The following is a 21,982-nucleotide window of genomic DNA, read 5'->3' as shown; positions in this document are numbered from 1 at the left end:
TCGAGAAGCGATCCGGACCGAACTCAGCCGAGAAAGACGTTGCGCCGCTTGGCCAACAACCGATAAAGCGTCTGCTGAATCGTTTCTCGGACGTGGTCCGTGACCTCGAACAGGACCATCGGATCGTCGGCTGCACCGCTCTCGAAGGTGTCGGTGACGATCGGTTTTCCGAACTCGATGTACCACTTCGACGGCAATGGAACCAGGCCGAGTGGCCCGAGGTGCGGAAACAAAGGTGTGACCGGGAAATACGGCAAACCGAGAACGCGTGCGAGTGTGGTGAGATCACCGATCTTCGGATAGATCTCCTCCGAGCCCACGATCGAGCACGGGATGATCGGAACACCGGTTCGCATTGCGGCCGACACGAAGCCACCGCGCCCGAACCGCTGCAACTTGTACCGCTCACTGAACGGTTTCCCGATGCCCTTGAATCCTTCCGGGAACACGGCCGCGACTTCACCTTCGTTGAGCAGACGCTCGGCGTCGGGGTTGCACGCCAACGTATGGCCGGCTTTGCGCGCCAGTCCGCCCACCACCGGCATTTCGAAAGCCATGTCCGCAGCCAACATTCGCAGTGGACGATGCGCCGGATGATGATCGTGCACGGCAACCGACGTCATCAGCCCGTCGAGTGGGATGACACCGGCGTGATTGGCAACCACCAACGCTCCCCCGGTGAGGGGAATGTTCTCGATCCCGCTGACCTCGACGCGGAACCATTTCTCGAACAACGGCCGCAGCATTGGCATGACGACGTTGTCCGCAAAATGCGGGTCGAATCCGAACTCGTCGACCTCGTAGTCGCCGGACACCCGACGTCGGAAAAATTCTGCTGCCGAGGCGATCTGGTCGACGATCGCCGACCTGGCCGCATCGACGAACGTGCTCTCACCACCATGGTCGGCCGCCGACGGCACTCCGGACGGATGCCGACGCTGACTTTGTTCACGGACGTCACGCTCCGCGCCGGTGACGGACTCACGCGAACGAGAAGCTTCCGACTTTCCGGTGTGAGTTGCGCTGGGCCGCAGGGGAATTACCTTCGCCACGTCAGTCACCCCTTCACCGCACTTCGTCCCGACAACGGCATGTGCATCACGTCTGCACTTACGCTCGCCTCGGCAGCGTCACCGCCGAGGATGGTGGTCAACGCATTCTCTGCCCGATCGATCCACTCGGACTTGATGATCCGGCGCGTCTGCATCGCACGCATGAAATCGTCGAGTGCTTGCATGGTGGTCCATCGCGGCTCGAACCCCAACTCGCTGCGCATGCGAGTGGTGTCGAGTCCGCAGCCGAACCGGAAGTACTCGAGTTGCTCGTCGGTGTAGAGCCTCATGGACGACCCCACCAACGCGCTCCCGACACTACGGAACAGAGCGAGCGGCATGGGAACTTCCACCCTGCCTGCCCGGCGGATCGCCTGCGACATCATGACCACTCCGTCGCCGGCGATGTTGTACGTACCCGAGGCGTGGCCGATAGTCGCCTTCTCCAGCGCCGCGAGGGCATCCTCGACGTGGAGCAATTGCAGGCGCGCGTTGCGCCCGACGATGGTGGGCACGAGTGGGGCGGTGACGTAGTGCCCGACGGTTGCAGTCAGCTGAGGTCCGATCAACGGCGCCAACCGCAGAATCCCGACCGAGATGTCCGGGCGCCGACGCCCCATCCCGCGGAGGTATCCCTCGATCTCGAGGCTGTCGCGGGCATATCCGCCCGGCGGCCGGCGGCGCGCACTCATTTCTTCGGTGAACTGAGCGGGATCCTTGGCACTGCACCCGTAGACGACCGAAGCCGAGCGCAGGATCACCTTGCGAACCGTCGGAGCTTTCTGGCAGACCGCGAACAGTTGCATGGCGCCGATGACGTTCATGTCCTTCATCGCGGCGCGGCTGCCGGCTTTGGGGGCTTTCTGAAGCGTCGACGCGTGCACGACGGTGTCGACCTCGGCGTTTCGGATCACTTTGCCGATCAGCGGATTGCGGATGTCTGCTCGCACGAATTCCGCGCGGCCCATTCTGCGCATCATGTCCTTGCTCGGACTGACGGCGTCGACGGCGATGACACGCTCTATCGACGGATTCTGCGCAAGCCTGGTCACCAGGTAGCCGCCGAGAAATCTGCTCGCCCCGGTCACCAGTACGACGCGAGGCGTCGTGCCCCCTGAAGTGTTGTCACCTTCAACCACCAAGTACCCCCATATCCAGTAGAAACGCGCTCTGCCGAAGCGTTCCTCCCGCGATTTTCCCCCACTTTACGGGCAGAGGGGGTCCCGCGCTGACTACCCAAAATTCGGCCATTCAAGACAAACCGCCCAGACAATGAGACGGCCGACACATCTCTCCCCTGAGATACGTCGCCCCTCCCCTGAAATACATCGATGCCCGCCACCCCGGAAGGGGCGGCGGGCATCAACAGGTACTGCTTATTTACCGAGTTTCCTGCGCTGTACTCGGGTACGACGAAGCAGCTTGCGGTGCTTCTTCTTCGACATGCGCTTGCGACGCTTCTTGATCACTGAACCCATAGCGGGTGTCCCTCACGTTCTTCTCTAGCGTTCCTGCGCACGCCGGTCACGTACGCCTGCGCCAAGCAATTGGCGCCTGGCCCTCGTTTTAACTAGCTCAGCGCCTTACGACACCAGCTTGCTGGTACGACAGTGACTCATCGTACCGGTGTGGTCTCACTCGGCATAAACCGAGCCTCCGGCACAGCAACCGCTGTGCCCGCGACTCGGCTCACGCCGAGGTCATCCTCTTCGAACCGGCTGGTCAGCCGGCATCGAAGTACGAGGTTTCGAGGTAATCGTGTACCGCCTTCGCGTGTACACGGAACGAACGGCCCACTCGTACAGCGGGCAATTCGCCACTGTGTACCAACCGGTACACAGTCATTTTCGACACCCTCATCAAAGTTGCTACCTCAGCAACAGTGAGGAATTGCGTGCCGGCCACTGCCGGCTTTCCGTCGTGGGACGAACCCATGGACGGCTTGTTTGCAGACACCATTAATCCACATACCTCCAGCACGACTCGCGCCGCCGGCTTCCCCTCCGGCGGAACAGACACGTACGTACTAAGTCGAGCTTAGCTGTACTGGTGGGGTTAAAGCGACGGGTGTGGCTAAACGGACGACTATTCCGCAGCTGAACCCATCGCGGCCGAGCGCGACTTGGCGGCATCCAAGGCATCGAAGAACGCCGTCCGCAGGCCGCCCGCTTCGAGCTGACGCAGTGCCGCAGCCGTCGTTCCACCCGGTGACGTCACCGCGGCGCGAAGATCCGTCGCGCTGTCGCCGGTGCGATCGAGCATCGCTGCGGAGCCGACCATCGTCTGCACCACTAATTCGGTAGCGACCGGGCGCGTCAGGCCGAGACCGACTCCCGCATCGATCATCGCTTCGGCAACCAAGAAGAAGTAGGCCGGGCCGGAACCGGAGACAGCAGTGACCGCGTCGATCTGCGATTCGGGAACCGTGACCACCTTGCCGACGCTGCCGAGGATGCCGCGTACGAGCTCGAGATGCTCGGCCTTGACGTGCCGTCCGGGCGAGAGGACGCTCACGCCCTCCCCGACCAACATGGGGGTGTTCGGCATGACGCGGATGACCGGGAACCCTGCGGGCAGACGCGTTTCGAAGAACCCGGTCGGGATACCCGCCGCAAGGGAAACGATCAATTGCTCGAGGTCGCCATCCAGATCGACCTTCGTCAACGCGGTGAGCGCTGATTCGACGTCGCCGGGCTTGACCGCGATGACGATGACGTCGGCGCCCTCGGCGGCGTCGGCGATCGTGCTGACGCGGATGGAGTATTCGGCGATCAATTCGTCTGCGCGAGGTTGATACTGCTCGGCGACAACCAGATCCTTGATGGCGTGGCCGGCCTGCAACAGCCCGGAGATCAGCGCCTCGCCGATCTTGCCGCCACCGATAATCGCAATTCTTGTCATGGCGAACAGCCTGCCACGACCGCAGCGATCGACCCTAGCGGGGCATCATCGCCAATTGACGGCTCTGTACGACGACTGCGCCCGTCGAATCGAGAACAGCATGATCCTCTTCGAACCACGTGCTGCCCAGAACATCCGAGCTTGCCCGCACGCGAAGCCATCCCGGCGTCGGCAGTCGGCGCAGGTACGTCGTCAACTGCACGGTCGGCGCCCACCCGAACAGGCCGCGGTTCATCGTCACGGGCGCGCTGATGTCGCCCGCCATGATCGCGAACAGCACAGCGGTGTCGATGTCGTTCTCGTCCTCGGGTCGAGGACGAACCCACATCCTGACCTCGGCCTCGCCTTGGCTGCCGGTCAGGAAGTGCGCCGAGGTGGTGTCGATTCGCATGTCGCAGCCCTGCCCGACGTGCACGACCTGCGCCATCGGGTGATCGCCGATGACGGCCACCGCACTCTCCGGCGGTTCCGGTGACATGTCGTCGATCGACGAGGCAGTGACGAAGGTGGGGTCGCCGTCATCGGGGAATCCGAGCGTGACCGCCGCGCGAACAGCGCTGCGTCCCGCCTGGCTCAACTCGACGTCGAACAACGCGACCTGGCGTCCCTGCTTTCGGACGATCACCTCCAGTTCGACTTCACCGGGGTCGGGGGCGGACAGATAGTTGGCGCTCACCGCGAGTGGCTGCATCTTCAGAAGCGAGTCGTTCTCACCTGCGCCGTCTCGCAGACATTGACGCGCGGCAGCGGCGCACACAGCCATCATGGAGCCGCCGTGCACTTTCGGCCCGATGGTCCAGATCGGATCGATCGTTGCGGTGTATCGCCCGTCGCCGAGCGAGGTGAGGCGATTGAGATCTTGAAAGGGGCTGGTGCTCATCGATTTTCCTGTTCGGTGCTTTCTCGGTGTTGCGGGAAATGTCGTGCGGCAAGGTCTTGGTGCGCCAGGCGTCGCAATGCTGTCAGGACGGGTTCGTACATGGCGGTTCCGAGGACTGCATAGCGAATGCCGTCCTCGGTCGAAGCGGCATGGCGAACGCCCTCCTTCGTCGTACTGGTGGGCATCAGCTCGATTTCCACTTCGGCAATTCCTCGGATGTGGTCGCCGTAGGCGCGCAATCGCTCGTCCGAGAGGCTCAGTCCGGCATCCTCGAGACCGATCAGTGCACGCTCGAGGTGAGCAACCGCCACGTACCTCGGCTCGTAGACCTGACCGAGAAACTCCAGAACCTTGCGAGCTCTGGGGAACTGTTGATCCGGCACCGGATCGACGTAGGGCGGTAGTTGCGCGATCGCGCGACCGAAGGTCTCGAATTCGGATCGCTCGTCACTGTCCACCAATTCGAGCACCGCACGAATCCGTGGAATCGCGAGTCCCGCCCCGGCCAGCGCCCTGATCAACGCAAGTCGCCGGACGTGCTGTTCGCCGTACCTCGCTCCCGTCGCGCTGGTCGGTTCACCAGGCATCAGCAGACCTTCACGGAGGTAGTACTTGATCGTGGCCAACGCAACGCCGGACTGTGCGGCCAATTCGGAAACCTTCACCGCTCCTCCGTCCAACTCGCTCGGGCCACCACTGGATAGTGATGCTATCCAATGGTGGCCGAGCATCGGTAGGCAGGACACGCCTTGCGCTAGGGTTGAACCTTCTCTGCGCACACCACCAGAAATTTCCGAACGGAGCGAACAGGCGGAATGACGGATTTGCAGTCGGGGGCTCAACCCGACGAACAGTGGCGCATCGTCGAACCACTGACGCTGACTCCCCTGCTCACCGCCGCACTCGAGGTGTTCCACGAACTCGGTTACCACGGAGCGTCGGTTCGTGACATCGCAAAACGTGCCGGTGTCACCGTGCCGACGCTGTACTACCACCACGGCAACAAACAAGGCATCCTCGTCGCGCTGATGGAACCGGGCATCGAGAACGTCACCGCACGCGCGAGCGCTGCGGTCGACGCTGCCGGACCGTCGCCGACGGCACAGTTCGGCAATCTCGTCGAGGCGTGTGTTCTGCACATGACCAGTCGCTCCGACATCGCGTTCCTCGATTCCGAACTGCGGTACCTCGAGGACGCCGAACGAAAGAGCTACGCCGCCAAACGAAAGAAGCTCGAGAATCTACTCGTCGACGTTTTGACGGCAGGCGTCGACAGCGGTGAGTTCACGGTCCCGGACATCACCGGAACGGGCCGCGCACTGCTGGGCATGTGTCAGTCCGTCGTCCTCTGGTATCGACTCGACGGACCGCAGACTCCGCGCGAAGTCAGTGTTCTCTACCGCGAGATAGCTCTGAAAGCCGTCGGCGTCACTTCGTGAACGCTGGTCGAATTTCCAGGCATGTCCGATTAGCCCTTAACTGACGAACGTCACACCTGTCGGCTGACACCGAAACCGGGACGCGCCCACTGTCACGGGTCCACACTTAGAAGCAGAGATGCGCGGGGTGGATCCGCAGACCGAGGGAGTTCTTGACGTATGGCCAACAGCAATCCATTTGTTCCTCCGAGCGCGGTCGACGTCGACCTTTCCGCGGTTGCCTGGGGGGCGAACCGCACGATGTCCGACTTCGAGACGGGCATGTGGCGGATGGAAGAGGCGCAGCCGCAACTGCGCTCACCGATCGTTGCGGTAGAGGTTCTCGATCGAGCTCCGGACTGGGATCGACTTCTCGACGCAGTCGAGTGGGCATCACACGTGGTTCCGCGTATTCGTATGCGCGCGGTGGAACCGGCGATGCAACTGGGCAATCCGGTGTGGTCGGTTGATCCCGAGTTCGACATCGGCTACCACCTACGACGCGTCCGCTTGCCTGCACCGGCGGACTTCGATCACGCACTGCGCATGTGTCGTCACCTTGCGACCGAACCTTTCGACAAGGCTCGGCCGCCGTGGAGCGCGCTGCTCATCGAGGGTCTCGACGACGGTCGTGCCGTGTTCGTGGTCAAGACTCACCACTCCATCACCGACGGCATGGGCGGCATCCAGATGATGACGCTGCTGCACAGCAGGCGCCCGGATCCCACTCCGAACAAGCCCGACCGCACACCGCCGGCTCCGGAGCACCTGTCGTCGGTAGGTGCATTCGGCGAGGAGGTCGTCAGCGAGATCCGGCGTGCGCCATCCCGTATCGCCAAGCTGGTTCGCGGCGCCACCAATGTTGCGACCACGGCGATCTCGAGTCCGTTCAGCACGGCTTCCGAGGTCCTCGGGTACGCCAATTCACTCCGCAAGATCGTCACTCCCCCAGCTCGTTCCGGTTCCCCTCTGCTCCACGATCGTGGTCTCGGACGGTGGTTCGGAACTCTCGAAGTGGGTGTTCCCGAGCTCAAGGCCGGAGCAAAAGCTGCCGGCGGCTCACTCAACGACGCTTACGTCGCCGCTTTGCTCGGCGGCTTCCATCGCTACCACGAAGCCTTCGGACAAGCTGTCGAGAGCATCCCGATGGGTATGCCGATCAGCATGCGCACCGGCGCGGATGCCAACGGCGGCAACCGGTTTGCAGCCGTTCGCTTCAACGGCCCGGTCGCCGAAACAGATCCGGCCAAACGCATCAGGCAGGTGCGAGAAATCGTACTGGGTCTGCGTGAGGAACCCGCGTTGGACGCTCTCGACGTCGCCGCCCCGATCCTCGCTCGCCTGCCGAATTATCTACTCGCGAACTGGTATCTGTCCCAGTCGACAGGACTGGACCTGCAGGCTAGCAACGTCGCCGGCGTACCGGTACCGGTCTATCTCGCCGGAGCGAAGATCGAGCGGATGTTCCCATTCGGCCCGGCGCCCGGTTGCGCGGCGATGGCGACACTGGTCTCCCACGTCGGGGTGTGCTGCATCGGAATCAATCTCGACACCGCCGCGATCACGAAGCCCGCGCTGCTGATGCAGTGCTTGCAGGAGAGCCTGGACGAGATCGTGGCTCTCGGAGTCACAACGGAAGGTGCGTGAGTCATGAGCGAGAACACGACCAACCCGCGCGTGTACCTCACCGAAACCATGACAGAGGCCGAAGCCGGCGTGCTGCGAAAGTGGCTTGCCGACAAGGCAACCTCATCCGAAACTCGGCCGGTCACCGTGAACATCACCGACAAGACCCTGGCAGAACTGGCGGCACGGACCGACGACCCGATGCTCGCACCGCTTCGCGTGGTGTGGATTCCGGACACCCACACCAAACACAATGTCGCGGTGCGACTGCGTGATGCGCTGGCACCACGCGATCCCCTCCACCCCGGACGCGGTGCGCAACGCAGAACCCTGCGCACCGACCCTTCACGGTGCCAGGTCATCGAAGGTGAGCCAGCACCACTGAGCGATCTCGAGCGTCGCCTCGAAAAGAGCGGTGGCGGTTCACTACCCGAGTTCATCCGACGGCAGGCCGCCCTCGCACTCGAGCGCGCCGAATTGGGCCTTCTGGGTGGCCAGTACAAGGTGTCGCGGTTCGTCGTCGACGAGATCACCGACACCCGCCGGTTCACCACCGAGGTGATGGCTTTGGCCGACCGGTTGAACATCGCCGTCGCCGAAGTCGACCGCCGCGCCCGTGAAGCTCTCGAAGAAATGGTTGCCACCCAGAGTCGCCAGGCCATCGCGGTGTGGGATCGCCTGGGCCGCTACTTCGCTCGCGCCTACAAGCTGGACGTGGACACGAGCCGCTTCGAGGAACTCCGTGAGCTGAACAAGGAACACTCACTGGTCTTCCTCCCCAGTCACCGTTCATACCTCGATCCCCTCGTCCTGCGTCCGGCGTTGATCGCGAACGGCTTGCCGCTCAATCACGTCATGGGCGGCCTCAACATCAGCTTCTGGCCCATGGGCTCGATCCTCAAGCGCAGCGGCACCGTCTTCATTCGTCGAAGCATCGGCAACGACGAGGTCTACAAGTGGTCGATGCACGAGTACATGCGCTACCTGCTCACCAAACGCTTCAATCTGGAGTGGTACATCGAAGGTGGACGCGGACGTACCGGGAAACTACGCCCGCCGCGCTTCGGTCTCCTGACCTACCTGACCAAGGCCTTTCAGGTCAGCGGCGCATCCGACGTGTACCTCGTCCCGGTTGCGCTGAGCTACGACCAGCTCTACGAGGTCGGGGCAATGGCTGCCGAGGCACTCGGCGCCGAGAAGACACCGGAAGGCCTGCGCTGGATGGTGGGTTACGTACGCGCACAGGGAAAACGCAACGGCGTCGCGCACGTGACCATCGGACGGCCGCTCTCACTCGCGGATGCACTCAGCCAGGAAACCGATCAGCGCCTCGCCATTCAAAAGGCCGGCATCGAGGTGTGTCACCGCATCAACGAGGTCACACCGGTGACCGTGTCTTCACTGGCGATGTTGGCGTTCCTCGGAATCGAAGACCGGGCGTTGACAGTTCGTGAACTCACCGCGATTCTCACGCCGCTGTTCGGATACATCACCGCGCGTAATCTTCCGATCGCCGGCGACGTCGAACTGTCCGATCCGCGTGTCATCGAGAAGGCGTTGCAGACACACGTCGATTCCGGTGTGCTCGAGCGCTTCGATCGCGGCGGCGAGCAGGTCTTCTACCTCGGCAAGGACCAGCATCTTGTTGCTGCCTTCTACCGCAACAACACAATTCACTTTCTCGTCGTGCGCGCCATCACCGAACTCGTGCTCCAGGCAGCCGTCGAAGAGCGGTTCGAGGATCCCGTCGGAGACGGTTGGGCCGAGGCCAAGCGCATCCGCGACCTGATGAAGTTCGAGTTCTTCTTCAGCGACCGGGACACGTTCGAGCAGGAGATGCGAACCGAGCTGACCCTGATCGATCCCGAGTGGGAAACCGTCATGGCCGCCGACAAACGAACCGAGCACATGATCGAGACCGTGCGGCCGTACCTCGCGCACCGAGTGCTGCAACCGTTCCTCGAGGCGTACCAGGTTGTCGCCGATCAGCTTGTGCTCGCGCCGATTTCGACGTCGTTCGACGAAAAGTCCTTCATCAGCAACTGCATCGACGTCGCACATCAGCGTCGCCTGCGGCAGCAGATCGCCAGCAACGAATCGGTCTCCGGTGAGTTGTTTGCCACTGCACTGAATTTGGCGCGCAACCGTAACTTGATCGAAGTCGACGACGACGGAGTCCGGGCCAGGCGCCTGGCGTTTGCCGCGGAGATCAAGGTCCAGGTCGAACGTCTGCGCCATATCCGAGCACTCGCGCATGCACGGCTCGATCAGGTGGCCATGCCCGTGCCCGACGCCGCAGCAGTAGTGACCATTCCAGAAGCAAACCGAGCGTCCGCCGAGAACGAGGAAGTAGGACTGTGACCGGACTCGAGCGTCTGCACTCCGCCATCGAAGCCGCGCCTCCCGGGCCCGGAACGATCGCCGCCTTCGACCTCGACGGCACGTTGATCAGCGGGTACTCAGCCAGCGTTGTGTACCGAGACCGCCTGCGACGCTTGGATATCAGCGTCGGCGAATTGTTGCGCACCACCGGCGCCGCGATCGACACCCAGTTCCGTGGCGCTGATGTCGGAGCGCTGATGGACATCGGCGTTCGCGCCCTGGGCGGCCGTACCGTCGAGGAACTCAACGACTGGGGCCGACGGTTGTTCAAGCAGGAGATCGCCGCGATGATCTACCCGGAAGCCCGTGGGCTACTGGCGGCGCACCGGCGAGCCGGCCACACGATCGTGATGGCCACGTCGGCGACTCCGTTCCAGGCCAAGTACGTCGCCGAAGATCTCGACATCGAAGACGTGCTGTGCACCGAACCCGAAGTCGTCGACGGCATGCTCACCGGCGAACTGTCCTCGCCCGCTCTGTGGGGGCCGGCCAAGGCCAATGCCCTTGCGGGCTATGCCGAGAAGATGGGCGCCGACTTGAAGAACGCGTTTGCGTACTCCAACGGTGTCGAAGACGTCTTCATGCTCGAGGCCGTCGGGCGACCTGTCGCGTTGAATCCCGATCGTGGTCTGGCCAGGATCGCGTTGCGCAATCACTGGCCTTCGGTCAGCCTGCGTAAACCGCAACGCGGCGCAACACCGATCTCGACGATCCGAACGGCAACCGCCATGGGTGCGCTTGCTGCCACCGCCGCCCTCGGCGCGTCGGCGGGCATCGTCACCGGCAACCGTCAACTGGGTGCGAACCTGGTCGGCACCTACGGCCCCGACATCTCGCTCTCACTGCTCGGCATCGACGTCGAGATCGACGGCGAGCACAACGTGTGGGACCACCGCCCGGCGGTGTTCATGTTCAACCATCAGAGTTCCCTGGACATGTTGGTCCTGGGAACTGTGATCAAGCGTGACGTGACCGGGGTCGCGAAGAAGGAAGCGGCAAGCGATCCGCGGTTCATGCCCGTCGGCGCACTGCTCGACGTCGCGTACATCGACCGCACCGACACCACAAAAGCGAAGGCTGCACTGCAACCGGCAGTCGACAAGCTCAAGAATGGTGTCTCGATAGTCATAGCTCCGGAGGGCACCCGTTCTCCGACGCCACGCCTGGGCCCTTTCAAGAAGGGCGGATTCCACTTGGCGATCCAAGCCGGTGTGCCGATCGTGCCCGTGGTGATTCACAACGCGGGTGAACGGATGTGGCGCAATTCGCTTGTCGCCCATCCAGGCCCGGTCTACGTCTCGGTGCTCGATCCCATCTCGACCGAAGGCTGGGAGACCAAAGACCTCGACGCACACGTCGAGAAGGTACGCGCGCAGTTCGAAGCTGCGCTACTTGCCGGCCACCGCTGAGCGTGCCAGGTGCTCGCGTGCAAACGCGAGCGCCTGCGCCAGCATCGACGACCGCTCCCGCCGGGTGCGCGCGTTCTGCGTGTTGATCTCGATGACAGCCTGGCCGCTGAATTCGCTCGCAGCCAATTGCTGACACAACTCCGCGCACGGCTGTGAGCCATGCCCCGGAATCAGGTGCTCGTCCATCGACGCCCCGCGACCGTCGGCCAGGTGCAGGTGCTCGAGCCCCTTGCCCATACGGGAGGCCAACTCCAAGGCATCCATGCCCGCCGTCGCGGTGTGCGACAGGTCGAGTGTGTAGTGAGCGTGATCGGAATCGGTCGGGTCGTACGACGGACTGAACGCGGACAACGCTGCCCCCGGACCACCACGTTTACGCAGACGCTCCGCGGACTTGTCCTTGCCGCCGAAGAAGCTGTCGGCGCGCATGGGGAACATGTTCTCCACCGCCACCACGACGCTGCTCTTCGATTCGAGATCGACAACCTGTTCCGCGAAGCCTTCGGCGTACTTGCGCTGCCACCGGAACGGCGGGTGGACGACCACCGTCGTCGCTCCCAAGGTTTCGGCAGTGCGTACCGAACGCTCGAGCTTCTCGACCGGATCGGAACCCCACACGCGCTGCGAAATCAGCAGACACGGCGCATGCACGGCCTGCACCGGAATCGCATACTTGCGAACGAGGGCAGCCACAGCACCGATGTCCTGACTCACGGATTCGGCCCACACCATCAGTTCGACACCGTCGTATCCGAGATCAGCGGCGTAGCGAAATGCTGCTTCCGTGTTCTCCGGATATACCGAAGCCGTCGACAAGCCGACGGCTATCGGCCGACGAACCATGCGCTGCGATCCCCCGATCATCGTCCGATCAACCCGAGGTCAACAAGAACGCCAGTGGACCGAGCGTCACGATCATGCCGACGACCACCGCGATCACGAAACTCGTGATGTCGTCCGTCTTGCGCAGAACCCGCACGACGGCCACCAAGCCGACGATCACGATCAGCGCGAGCACCAACGCCACCCACGGCAGCATGTCCCACAGCTTCTCGAAGCCCTTGAACATCGCGCCGCCGACGATCAGTGCAACAACCACCTGACCGGCAAGCACTGCCCATTCACGGATCGAGTTACGCTCGCCTGCCTCTTCCGCTGCCGGTTCGGCTTCGACATCGGACTCCGCGGCGGCACTGGACTTTTTTGCACTGTCATCGACAGCCGGCGCCTTGACCAGATCGACAACGGCGGTCGATTCGGCCTCGCCGGCATCCGCGTCTGCGATCTTGTCGATCAGTTCGGTGCTCTCTTCCGGCGCGGCCGGAGCAGGAGCAGTCGGTGCAGGTGCCTTCACGACAGGAGTGGGGACACGCGGCGGCAGGATCGGCGGACGCAACGACAGCGACTGCGTTGCAGCGCGCTCCTGACGCATCAGGTCGCCCGCCAGGGTCTGACCCGACAGCAGTGCTGGTTCCTGCGTTACCTGCGTCGGTGACGAGGAGTTGAGCGGTGCCCGGCTCACCCACTGTCCGGGCGAGGACTTCGAGGTCTGTCCCGGCGATGGCGTGGAAGTCGGCTTCGGAGTGGTGACCGGCGGTGTGGCAACCGGCTTCGATTCGGCCTTGGGTGCCTGCGGCTCGTCATCGTCATCGTCGTCGTCGAACGAGACGGCGAAGGCGGCGGTGCGGTCGGCGGGAACCTTCGGTGCCGGTTCGGCTGACTTGGCGGTTTCCGCGACAGCCTCGGCCGGCGCAGAAGGTGCAGCGTTTTCTGGCGCAGCTGCTTCAGGCTGGGCTGCTGGTTCGTCCGACTCTGGCTCGGCGGCCGCCCGCGACCCCGACTGGCGAACGATCGGGATCTCACCCGTCAGTTCGGCGACGGAGATGCCACCGGCTACGCCGCGCCGGCGTCGTCCACCTCGGGATTCGACGCTCTGACCGTTCCGCTTGAGCAGTTCCGCTACGGAAATCTGCTGACTGTCCTCGGTCATCAAGCACTCACCACCAATTCACCGCCCATTTCTGTGTCGAGCTTTCGCAGAATCAGACCCTCACGCAGTGCCCAGGGACAAATTTCCAGTTCGTCCACTCCGAGCGCCCGCATGGTTGCCTCTGCGATGAGCGCGCCGGCCACAATCTGCTGTGACCGATCCGAGCTCACTCCTTCCAATTCTGCACGGTCCGCTGCCGTCATCCTGGATATGAAGGCTATGAGTTGCCTGAGTCCGCTGGAAGTCAGGGTCCGTTTTGCCCGGGGGCCTGCGGCAGAAGGGGCCGCGCCGGTGAGCCGAGCCAACGATCGGAAGGTCTTCGAGGTCCCGACCGTGCGGTCCCAGTCGCCGGCGGCGCGCAGCTCCTTGGCTGGTCCGACCAACTCCGCGTCCAGCCAGTCGCGCAATACAGCGACCCGGCGCTTGCCCGGCGGATCGGCCTGTAGCCAGTCGCGCGTCAACCGTCCCGCACCGAGTTGCAGTGAGAAGGCGACGTCCGGATCCTCGTCACCGCCTGCGGTGAGTTCGAGCGAGCCGCCGCCGATGTCCAGGTTCAGGATGCGTCCGGCGCTCCAGCCGTACCAGCGGCGCACGGCCAGAAAGGTCAGGCGGGCTTCGTCGACCCCGGAGAGAACCTCGAGATTTACTCCGGTCTCGGCGCGGACGCGGGCGAGCACAGCTTCGGAATTGTTGGCGTCACGGACGGCGGAAGTGGCAAAAGCCATCATTTCCTCGCACCCGGACGTCTTGGCGATACCGGCGAATTCGGAGACCGTCGACACCAAGCGATCGGCCCCTGACGTGGTGATATCGCCGCGGTCGTCAGTGTTTTCTGCCAGCCTCAACGTGGACTTGGTCGAGCTCATGGGTGTTGGGTGGCCGCCCCGATGGGCGTCCACAACCAATAGATGGACGGTATTGCTTCCGACGTCGAGTACCCCTAGTCGCACATCGCCACGTTACTGGGTCTACCGTCGGCCCTTGTGACAGCAGGTAACCCAGACCGGTCCCACAAGATGACTCCGAGCCCCGAGGTCGATCTCGATTTCCCGCGCGAATGGGTCGAATTTGTCGATCCGGACAACTCCGAGCACCTCATTTCCGCTGATATGACGTGGTTGCTCTCGCATTGGACCTGCGTGTTCGGCACGCCGGCGTGTCAGGGCATCATCGGCGACCGCCCGGACGACGGCTGCTGCTCGCACGGCGCTTTCCTCTCCGATCAGGAGGATCAGGACAAGCTCGATGCGTCAGTGAAAATGCTCACAGCCGAAGACTGGCAGTTCATGGAAAAGGGTCTCGGCAAGAAGGGCTACGTCGAAGAAGACGACCTCGAGGACGAGCCCGCGCTGCGCACCCGCCGCTACAAAGGTGCATGCATCTTCCTCAACCGGCCGGGTTTTGCCGGCGGCGAGGGCTGCGCACTGCATTCCATGGCGCTCAAGAAGGGCATCGAGCCGCTCGAGGTGAAGCCGGACGTGTGCTGGCAGCTACCCATCCGCCGCACCCAGGACTGGGTCGACCGGCCGGACGGCGTTCAGATCCTCAAGACCACGATCACCGAGTACGACCGCCGCGGCTGGGGTGAGGGCGGCGACGACCTCGCCTGGTACTGCTCCGGCTCCCCCGACGCTCATGTCGGGGAGCGGCAGGTCTGGCAGTCCTACGGGCCGGAACTGACAGAGCTTCTCGGAAAGCGTGCGTACGACGAGCTGGCTCGCCTCTGCAGGCGTCGCGCCGGCCTCGGCCTCATAGCAGTCCATCCGGCGACCACGATCGCTCAGAACAAAGCTCAGGGCTGACTCCACGTAAACAAAAAGAATTCAGCCGCTCACACGATCGTGTGGGCGGCTGAATTCGTCTCGAGGTTCGATCACGCTTCGAGCTTGTAGCCCAATCCTCGGACCGTGACCAGGTGTTCGGGCTTGGCCGGATCCGATTCGATCTTCGAACGCAACCGCTTCACGTGTACGTCAAGGGTTTTGGTGTCACCGACGTAGTCGGCGCCCCAGACGCGGTCGATCAACTGTCCACGGGTCAGCACCCGACCGGAGTTGCGGAGCAGGTACTCGAGGAGGTCGAACTCCTTGAGCGGCAACGTCACCGGGTTACCGGCGACCTGCACGACGTGACGCTCGACGTCCATCCGTACCGGTCCGGCCTCGAGCACCCCGTTGTCGGAGGCGAGATCCGCCTCGTTCTCCACCCCGCGACGCAGCACCGCACGGATGCGGGCGATCAGCTCGCGCGCCGAATACGGTTTGGTCACATAGTCGTCCGCGCCGAGTTCGAGGCCGACGACCTTGTCGATCTCACTGTCACGCGCCGTCACCATGATGACGGGAACGCCGGAGCGCGACCGCAGCGCCTTGCAGACGTCGGTGCCACTCATACCGGGCAGCATGAGGTCGAGCAGGACGATGTCCGCTCCGGAGCGATCGAATTCCGCCAACGCCGACGGTCCGTCGTTGACGATGGTGGTCTCGAAGCCCTCCTTGCGGAGCAGGAACGCCAGCGGGTCCGCCAAGGACTCCTCGTCCTCCACGATCAGCACACTCGTCATCGTTTGGCCTCCATGCCGTTTTCTCTACTGCCTTGTTCTCGTCTGCCGATCCGCGTGGAACCGGCGGTTCCCGCGTCGTCAGAGTCGATGTCGTCGTCCGACTCCACGTGTGCCGGTATCTGCAACGTGAAGGTAGACCCTGTTCCCGGTTTGCTCCACAGTTCGATGGAGCCGTTGTGATTGGCCGCGACGTGTTTGACGATCGCCAGCCCCAGACCGGTTCCGCCGGTCTGCCGTGACCGCGCCTTGTCCACGCGGAAGAATCTCTCGAACACTCGCTCCTGGTCCGCTTTCGCGATGCCTTCTCCTCGGTCGGTGACTGCGATCGCGACATTGTCACCGCGTACCGACCGACTGACGGACACCGGAGAACCCTTGGGCGAGTATGCAATAGCGTTCTCGATGAGGTTGGACAATGCTGTGACGAGGAGAGTCTGATCCCCGAGCACTTCCAGCCCACTCGGATGGTCTGTGGTGACGGTGATCCCGGCGGCCTCGGCCGACAGATTCGACCTCGACAGCGCCTCGGACACCACGGTGTCGACGTCGACCACGTCGAGATCCGGCAGCTTCTCGGCACCTTGCAGACGCGAGAGTGCGATCAACTCGGTGACCATCTTGCCCAGACGAATCGACTCGCCCAGCACCCGTTCGCCGAAGTGCCGCACCGATTCCGGGTCGTCAGCAGATTCGAGCAGTGCCTCCGCGAGCAAACTCATCGCACCGACCGGCGTCTTCAGTTCGTGGCTGACGTTCGCGACGAAATCGCGTCGCGTCGCCTCCATGCGGACCTGCTCGGAATCGTCATCGGCGAACAGGACCACGAAATTGCGATCGTCCTTGCTGAGCAACCGGGCCGTGCCACGTACCGCGATCTTGTCGCGGCCGCGCTGAGCGGTCTGCGCCGTCAGATCGACCTCGACGGCTTGGCCCGTCCGCAGAACTTCCTGAGCAGCCCGCCAAGCTCGCTCGTCGACCAGACGATTCTTGACGAGGCCGAGTTCCTCGGCGCGAGGGTTGAAGAGCACGACGTCGTGGAAACCGTCGACGACGGCGATACCACTTTCCGAAGCCAACACGATGAGGTCGAGAACCTGAGACATCGTGAGCCCGGTCTGTTCGTCCGAGCGCTGACTCTGGCGCGACGACAGCCTGGGTACCAGCACCCCGCCGACGAGGTAGCCGACCAAGCCGGCGACCACGACCAGCAGCACTGCAATCACGACACTCACGGCGCAATCGTACGTTCGCGCGAAGTGTCGGTTACGGCGGGTTCGGACGTTCCCGCCCGCGTAATCCGCCAGGTGGACGGCGTTGGTTCGTCGTTCATCTGTTGTTGGCCGAGGCCCCCCGAAAACACTGTTCGGGGGGCCTCGACGCACATCATCGGGTTGCTACTTTCCGCCCTGATTCGCCACCGCGGCGGCGCCGGCAGCTGCGGCCTCCGGATCCAGGTAGGTGCCGCCGGGATTGAGCGGCTTCAGGTTCTCGTCGAGGTCGTAGCGCAGCGGGATTCCGGTCGGGATGTTCAGGCCCGCGATGTCCTCGTCCGAGATGCCGTCGAGGTGCTTGACCAATGCACGCAGCGAGTTGCCGTGCGCGGTGACCAGCACGTTCCGGCCGGCGAGCAGCTCCTGGGAGATGGTGTCCTCCCAGTACGGGATCAGACGCTTGACGACGTCGAGCAGGCACTCGGTCAAGGGAACCTCGTCGAGGTTCGCGTACCGGGGATCGGTGTCCTGGCTGTACTCGCTGCCGGCTTCGATGGCGGGCGGCGGGGTGTCGTAGCTACGACGCCAGAGCATGAACTGCTCGTTTCCGTACTCTTCCTTGGTCTGCGCCTTGTTCTTACCCTGCAGAGCGCCGTAGTGGCGCTCGTTGAGACGCCAGTCGCGCACTACCGGGATCCAGTGGCGATCGGCGGCGTCGAGTGCGAGGTTGGCCGTGCTGATCGCGCGGCGCAGCAGAGACGTGTAGAGAACGTCGGGCAACAGGTTGTGCTCGGCGAGCAGTTCGCCGGCGCGCTTGCCCTCGGCCATGCCCTTGTCTGTCAGGTGTACGTCCACCCAGCCGGTGAACAGATTGAGTGCATTCCATTCGCTCTCGCCGTGGCGGAGCAGGACCAGGGTTCCGATACTCATGGCGTTCATCCTGGCACGAGTACCGGAACCCTTCTTGATCAACCCTGTCCGGAAATCAGCTCGGGGCTACTTCCGCAGTTCGCAGATCCTTGCGGAGGATCTTTCCGGCCGCGGATTTCGGCACGGTGCTGATGAACGAAACCTGGCGAACCTTCTTGTGCGGCGAGACTCGCTCGGCGACGAACGAGATCACATCGGCTTCGGTCAACTCGGCGCCGCCCTGGAGCACGACGAATGCCTTCGGGACCTCTTCGCCCTCGGCGTCGAGCACGCCGATCACTGCGGCGTCGGCGATCTGCGGGTGGGTCAGCAGCAAAGCCTCGAGTTCCGCCGGGGGAACCTGGTAGCCCTTGTACTTGATCAGTTCCTTGAGGCGGTCGACGATCTTGACGACGCCGTCGCCGTCGACGGTCGCGATGTCACCGGTGTGCAGGTAACCGTCGTCGTCGAGGGTGTCCTTGGTGGCCTGGTCGTTGCCGAGGTAGCCGAGCATGATGTTCGGGCCCTTGCACCACAGTTCGCCGGGCTCGCTGACGCCGTCCGAGCCGAGGGTCGGGTACGCGACCTCTTCGCCCGTTCCGGGGTCGACGAGCTTGCATTCCATATTGGCGATGGTCGGACCGCACGTGTCGAGGGCGATGTCGTCACGATCGAACGGGATCGCGTGCGAGACCGGGCTCATCTCGGACATGCCGTAGCCCTGGCGGACATGGCAGTTCAACCGGTCGGCGACGGCCTTGCCGAGCGCCGCGTCGAGCGGGGCCGCACCGGAGAAGATGGTGTGCACGCTCGAGAGGTCGTACTGATCGACGAGCGGGTGCTTTGCCAGCGCGACGGCAACGGGCGGTGCGACGAAGATGTACGTCGACTTCTGCTCGGCGACGATCCGCAGGAACTCGACGAGATCGAACTTCGGCATCGTGATGAGGCTCGCGCGGCGGTAGAGCGCAGCGTTGAGCAGGACAGTCATGCCGTAGATGTGGAAGAACGGCAGGACCGCGAGAATCTTGTCGTCGGTCTCGATGCCCATCCGCGGAATGATCTGGCAGACGTTGGCCACGAGGTTCCGATGGGTGAGCATGACCCCCTTGGGTCGGCCGGTGGTGCCAGACGAGTACGGCAGCACCGCGAGCTGGGTAGCCGGATCGAAGGAGACCTCGGGCGCCGCTGCGCCCTCGCCGAGCAGATCTCGCAGCGACAGATGGCCTTCGGCACCGTCGAGCACGAAGACGTTCTCAGCCGGGATACCGACCAGGTCAGCAGCTGCCTTTGCCTGAGGCAGGAGCGGCGAGACGGTGAAGAGGAACTTGGCCTTGGAATCGGTGAGCTGCTTGGCGATGTCCTCGGCGGTGTAGAGCGCGTTGATCGTGGTCGCGACGCCACCGGCACGAAGGATGCCGTGGAAGACGGAACCGAAGGCCGGGACGTTGGGCGAATGCAGCCCGACCACGTCGCCGACGGCGAGTCCGCGCGCTGCGAGAGCGCCTGCAACGCCGTTGATCTGTGCGATCAGCGAAGCGTATGTGGTGACTGCGCCCGAACTGCCCTCGACGAATGCCGTCTTGTCGAGGTCTGCGGGGTCGGTATTTCCGAACAGGAAGTCGTAGACGCTGAGGTTGGGGATTTCAACGTCGGGGAACGGACTCTTGAAGCTCACTGTGCTCCTCGAAAAGTTGCGCGGCGGGGTGGTGTGACCAACTTACTGTGACTCACGGGAACAGTATTATTCCGTGACGACAGTCACAAGTAAAGGTCACTTTACGTGACACATCCACGATGTGTCTCACCCTGCTCGATCAGCTCTGCGCGGGCTCCTCCTCGATGAGGTGCTTGAACGGTTCGAGATTCGCCAGCGACTCGCCTCGCGACACCCGCCACGCCCACTCACGCTTGATGGACGAGGAGAAGCCGAGTTCGAGGATGACGTTGAAATCGCCGTCGGCGGCTTCGAGAACCTGACCGAGCACTCGGTCGAGTTCATCGCCGGTCACGGCATGCTCCGCGATCTTGCCGACCAGGTAGATGTCCCCGACCTTGTCGAGTGTGTACGCCACCCCGTACAGACGGCGGTTGCGCTTGAGCAGGAACTTGTAGACGCCTTCGAAGTTCTCGTCCACCTTGCGGCACACGAAGGCCTCGACCCGCACACCGTGATTGCCGACGGTGAGCAGAGTCGACGTCTTGAGTTTGTGTTCACCGGGAAGTTCGACGATGAAATGCGCGTCGTCTTTTCTGGTGAATTCGAGATCGCGCTCGGTGAGGGCCTGCTCGATGGTGTCCGAAATGCTGCTCATGTACGCACTCCCCCGGTCCGGCGCAGACGCCACAGACCCCGCGCACGGCGGGGCGAGAAGTCGCTTGGACCGGTTCCGTTGTTGTAGTTGACTGCGGCTTTGCGATAGCTCTCGAGCAAACCGTCCGCGGTGTGTTCCCACGAGAAATTCTCGGCGTGACGCGGTGCCTGCGCGGCGAGTTCGGCCAAGCGCGTCGGCGCTGTCACCAAAGATTCGAGGGCGCCGGCCCAGTCTTCGGTGCGGTGTCCTTGAACCAGCAGGCCTGTCTCCCCGTTGCGTACGGCTACTCCCAGTCCGCCGACGTCGGCGGCGATCACGGGAGTTCCGCAGGCTTGAGCTTCGATGGCGACCAACCCGAAGGACTCCGAATAGCTCGGCACCGCAACCAGATCCGAGGCACGGTAGACATCGGCGAGACGCTCCGGTGCCTGCGGTGGCAAGAACGTCACCTGCGCGGTGATGCCGAGTGATCGTGCAAGTTCGATCAGCACGTCCGGCCGCGCGAGGCCGGTTCCGGACGGTCCACCGACGACGAGGATGCGCAGCGGCAACCCGGGGCTGCGGCTGATCACTTCGGCGGCAGCACGCAGCAGAACGTCCGGCGCTTTGAGCGGTTGGATGCGGCCGACGAAAGTCACGACGATCTCGCCCGGGTCCAACCCCAACGACGCGCGGGCTGAATCGCGCTCGCCCGGTCGATAGCGGGTGAGATCGGCGCCGGGAGCCACGACGTCGATACGCGTGGGGTCTGCGCCGTACAACTCGTGCAGCGCCTTGGCTTCGTCGGTGGTGTTGGCGACCAGGCGATCGGACTCGGCGACTACTTGCTGTTCACCGATCTGACGTGCTGCCGGCTCCGGGGTGTCTCCCTCGGCAAGCGAAAGATTCTTCACCGCCGCGAGGGTGTGGGCAGTGTGTACGAGGGGGACGCCCCAACGGTCGCGAGCCAGCCAGCCGACCTGCCCGGACAACCAGTAGTGCGAGTGGATCAGGCTGTAGTACCCGGGCTCGTGTCGCGCTTCCTCCCGTAGAACGCCCGCGACGAAGGCACACAGTTGAGTCGGCAGATCCGCCTTGTCCAGCCCTTCGAAGGGACCAGCTGCAATGTTCCGAACCCGCACTCCGGGAGCGGCGTCCACCACGGGTGCGTCGGCCGAGGACGTCGCGCGGGTGAATATCTCCACCTCGACGCCACGTTTGGCGAGCTGAATCGCGGATTGCAGAACGTAGACGTTCATCCCACCCGCGTCACCGGTGCCGGGTTGCGCCAATGGCGAGGTGTGGACCGAGAGAACGGCCACCCGGCGAGGGCGCGAAATGTGCATG

Annotated in this window: 21 protein-coding genes; 5 read left to right on the top strand and 16 right to left on the bottom strand. The window is 63.5% G+C overall.

Going from position 1 to position 21,982, the window contains the following annotated elements; translation table 11 throughout:
* Positions 1-23: 23 nt before the first annotated feature.
* From GJB56_RS01150 to GJB56_RS01120, 7 genes are all read right to left on the bottom strand, one after another.
* Positions 24-1,061, bottom strand: coding sequence for a lysophospholipid acyltransferase family protein (locus GJB56_RS01150; RefSeq protein ID WP_113682360.1), 1,038 nt, complete (start codon positions 1,059-1,061; stop codon positions 24-26).
* Positions 1,058-2,191, bottom strand: coding sequence for an NAD-dependent epimerase/dehydratase family protein (locus GJB56_RS01145; protein WP_113682359.1), 1,134 nt, complete (start codon positions 2,189-2,191; stop codon positions 1,058-1,060). The genes GJB56_RS01150 and GJB56_RS01145 overlap by 4 nt, the downstream gene beginning before the upstream one ends.
* Before the next feature lie 237 nt (positions 2,192-2,428).
* Positions 2,429-2,530 (bottom strand): 30S ribosomal protein bS22, encoded by a 102-nt coding sequence (locus tag GJB56_RS01140; protein WP_003402602.1) that lies wholly within the window; start codon positions 2,528-2,530, stop codon positions 2,429-2,431.
* Between the two features lie 244 nt (positions 2,531-2,774).
* On the bottom strand, positions 2,775-3,011 hold the full coding sequence (locus tag GJB56_RS01135) for a helix-turn-helix domain-containing protein (RefSeq protein ID WP_003941845.1): 237 nt from the start codon (positions 3,009-3,011) through the stop codon (positions 2,775-2,777).
* Positions 3,012-3,137: 126 nt separating this feature from the next.
* Entirely contained in the window at positions 3,138-3,953 is an 816-nt protein-coding gene (gene proC / locus GJB56_RS01130) for a pyrroline-5-carboxylate reductase (RefSeq protein ID WP_019744381.1), read from the bottom strand.
* A gap of 34 nt (positions 3,954-3,987) precedes the next feature.
* A complete protein-coding gene (locus tag GJB56_RS01125; protein ID WP_020906772.1) occupies positions 3,988-4,833 on the bottom strand; it encodes a thioesterase family protein in 846 nt (281 codons plus the stop codon).
* Positions 4,830-5,498, bottom strand: a complete 669-nt coding sequence (locus tag GJB56_RS01120; protein WP_029536759.1) for a MerR family transcriptional regulator — start codon at positions 5,496-5,498, stop codon at positions 4,830-4,832. The genes GJB56_RS01125 and GJB56_RS01120 overlap by 4 nt, the downstream gene beginning before the upstream one ends.
* A 150-nt stretch (positions 5,499-5,648) precedes the next feature.
* On the opposite strand from GJB56_RS01120, the gene GJB56_RS01115 reads away from it, so the two are divergent.
* From GJB56_RS01115 to GJB56_RS01100, 4 genes are all read left to right on the top strand, one after another.
* Entirely contained in the window at positions 5,649-6,272 is a 624-nt protein-coding gene (locus GJB56_RS01115; RefSeq protein ID WP_019744384.1) for a TetR/AcrR family transcriptional regulator, read from the top strand.
* Between the two features lie 159 nt (positions 6,273-6,431).
* On the top strand, positions 6,432-7,898 hold the full coding sequence (locus tag GJB56_RS01110; protein WP_113682358.1) for a wax ester/triacylglycerol synthase domain-containing protein: 1,467 nt from the start codon (positions 6,432-6,434) through the stop codon (positions 7,896-7,898).
* Between the two features lie 3 nt (positions 7,899-7,901).
* Positions 7,902-10,238 carry a glycerol-3-phosphate 1-O-acyltransferase gene (locus GJB56_RS01105; protein WP_113682357.1) on the top strand — a complete coding sequence of 779 codons (2,337 nt, stop codon included), beginning with the start codon at positions 7,902-7,904 and terminating at the stop codon, positions 10,236-10,238.
* Positions 10,235-11,668 (top strand): HAD-IB family hydrolase, encoded by a 1,434-nt coding sequence (locus GJB56_RS01100; protein WP_019744387.1) that lies wholly within the window; start codon positions 10,235-10,237, stop codon positions 11,666-11,668. Before GJB56_RS01105 ends, GJB56_RS01100 begins: the two co-directional genes overlap by 4 nt.
* Here the strand turns inward: GJB56_RS01100 and GJB56_RS01095 are convergent.
* The 3 genes from GJB56_RS01095 to GJB56_RS01085 are packed head-to-tail and all read right to left on the bottom strand — an operon-like array spanning position 11,648 to position 14,608.
* Positions 11,648-12,532 (bottom strand): sugar phosphate isomerase/epimerase family protein, encoded by an 885-nt coding sequence (locus GJB56_RS01095; RefSeq protein WP_019744388.1) that lies wholly within the window; start codon positions 12,530-12,532, stop codon positions 11,648-11,650. The two genes, GJB56_RS01100 and GJB56_RS01095, sit on opposite strands and share 21 nt — an antisense overlap.
* A 7-nt stretch (positions 12,533-12,539) precedes the next feature.
* A complete protein-coding gene (locus GJB56_RS01090; RefSeq protein WP_113682356.1) occupies positions 12,540-13,658 on the bottom strand; it encodes a hypothetical protein in 1,119 nt (372 codons plus the stop codon).
* Positions 13,658-14,608 carry a Ppx/GppA phosphatase family protein gene (locus GJB56_RS01085; protein ID WP_003941975.1) on the bottom strand — a complete coding sequence of 317 codons (951 nt, stop codon included), beginning with the start codon at positions 14,606-14,608 and terminating at the stop codon, positions 13,658-13,660. Before GJB56_RS01085 ends, GJB56_RS01090 begins: the two co-directional genes overlap by 1 nt.
* A gap of 66 nt (positions 14,609-14,674) precedes the next feature.
* Here GJB56_RS01085 and GJB56_RS01080 point away from each other — a divergent pair, with 66 nt between their 5' ends.
* On the top strand, positions 14,675-15,460 hold the full coding sequence (locus tag GJB56_RS01080) for a hypothetical protein (RefSeq protein ID WP_003941928.1): 786 nt from the start codon (positions 14,675-14,677) through the stop codon (positions 15,458-15,460).
* A gap of 71 nt (positions 15,461-15,531) precedes the next feature.
* Here the strand turns inward: GJB56_RS01080 and GJB56_RS01075 are convergent, their stop codons facing one another.
* From GJB56_RS01075 to mshA, 6 genes are all read right to left on the bottom strand, one after another.
* A complete protein-coding gene (locus GJB56_RS01075) occupies positions 15,532-16,221 on the bottom strand; it encodes a response regulator transcription factor (RefSeq protein ID WP_003942020.1) in 690 nt (229 codons plus the stop codon).
* Positions 16,218-17,453, bottom strand: coding sequence for a sensor histidine kinase (locus tag GJB56_RS01070; protein ID WP_019744391.1), 1,236 nt, complete (start codon positions 17,451-17,453; stop codon positions 16,218-16,220). The genes GJB56_RS01075 and GJB56_RS01070 overlap by 4 nt, the downstream gene beginning before the upstream one ends.
* A gap of 162 nt (positions 17,454-17,615) precedes the next feature.
* Complete coding sequence (locus GJB56_RS01065; protein WP_003941992.1) at positions 17,616-18,371, bottom strand: phosphoglyceromutase; 756 nt, start codon at positions 18,369-18,371, stop codon at positions 17,616-17,618.
* Between the two features lie 46 nt (positions 18,372-18,417).
* Positions 18,418-20,019, bottom strand: a complete 1,602-nt coding sequence (locus tag GJB56_RS01060; RefSeq protein WP_113682355.1) for an AMP-binding protein — start codon at positions 20,017-20,019, stop codon at positions 18,418-18,420.
* A gap of 139 nt (positions 20,020-20,158) precedes the next feature.
* Entirely contained in the window at positions 20,159-20,656 is a 498-nt protein-coding gene (locus GJB56_RS01055) for a YbjN domain-containing protein (protein ID WP_113682354.1), read from the bottom strand.
* Positions 20,653-21,981, bottom strand: a complete 1,329-nt coding sequence (gene mshA / locus GJB56_RS01050; RefSeq protein ID WP_113682353.1) for a D-inositol-3-phosphate glycosyltransferase — start codon at positions 21,979-21,981, stop codon at positions 20,653-20,655. The genes GJB56_RS01055 and mshA overlap by 4 nt, the downstream gene beginning before the upstream one ends.
* Position 21,982 lies beyond the last annotated feature (1 nt).

Source organism: Rhodococcus sp. AQ5-07 (assembly GCF_009707305.1).
Lineage (GTDB): Bacteria > Actinomycetota > Actinomycetes > Mycobacteriales > Mycobacteriaceae > Rhodococcus_F > Rhodococcus_F erythropolis.
This window is presented reverse-complemented; position numbering and strand designations above follow the sequence as displayed.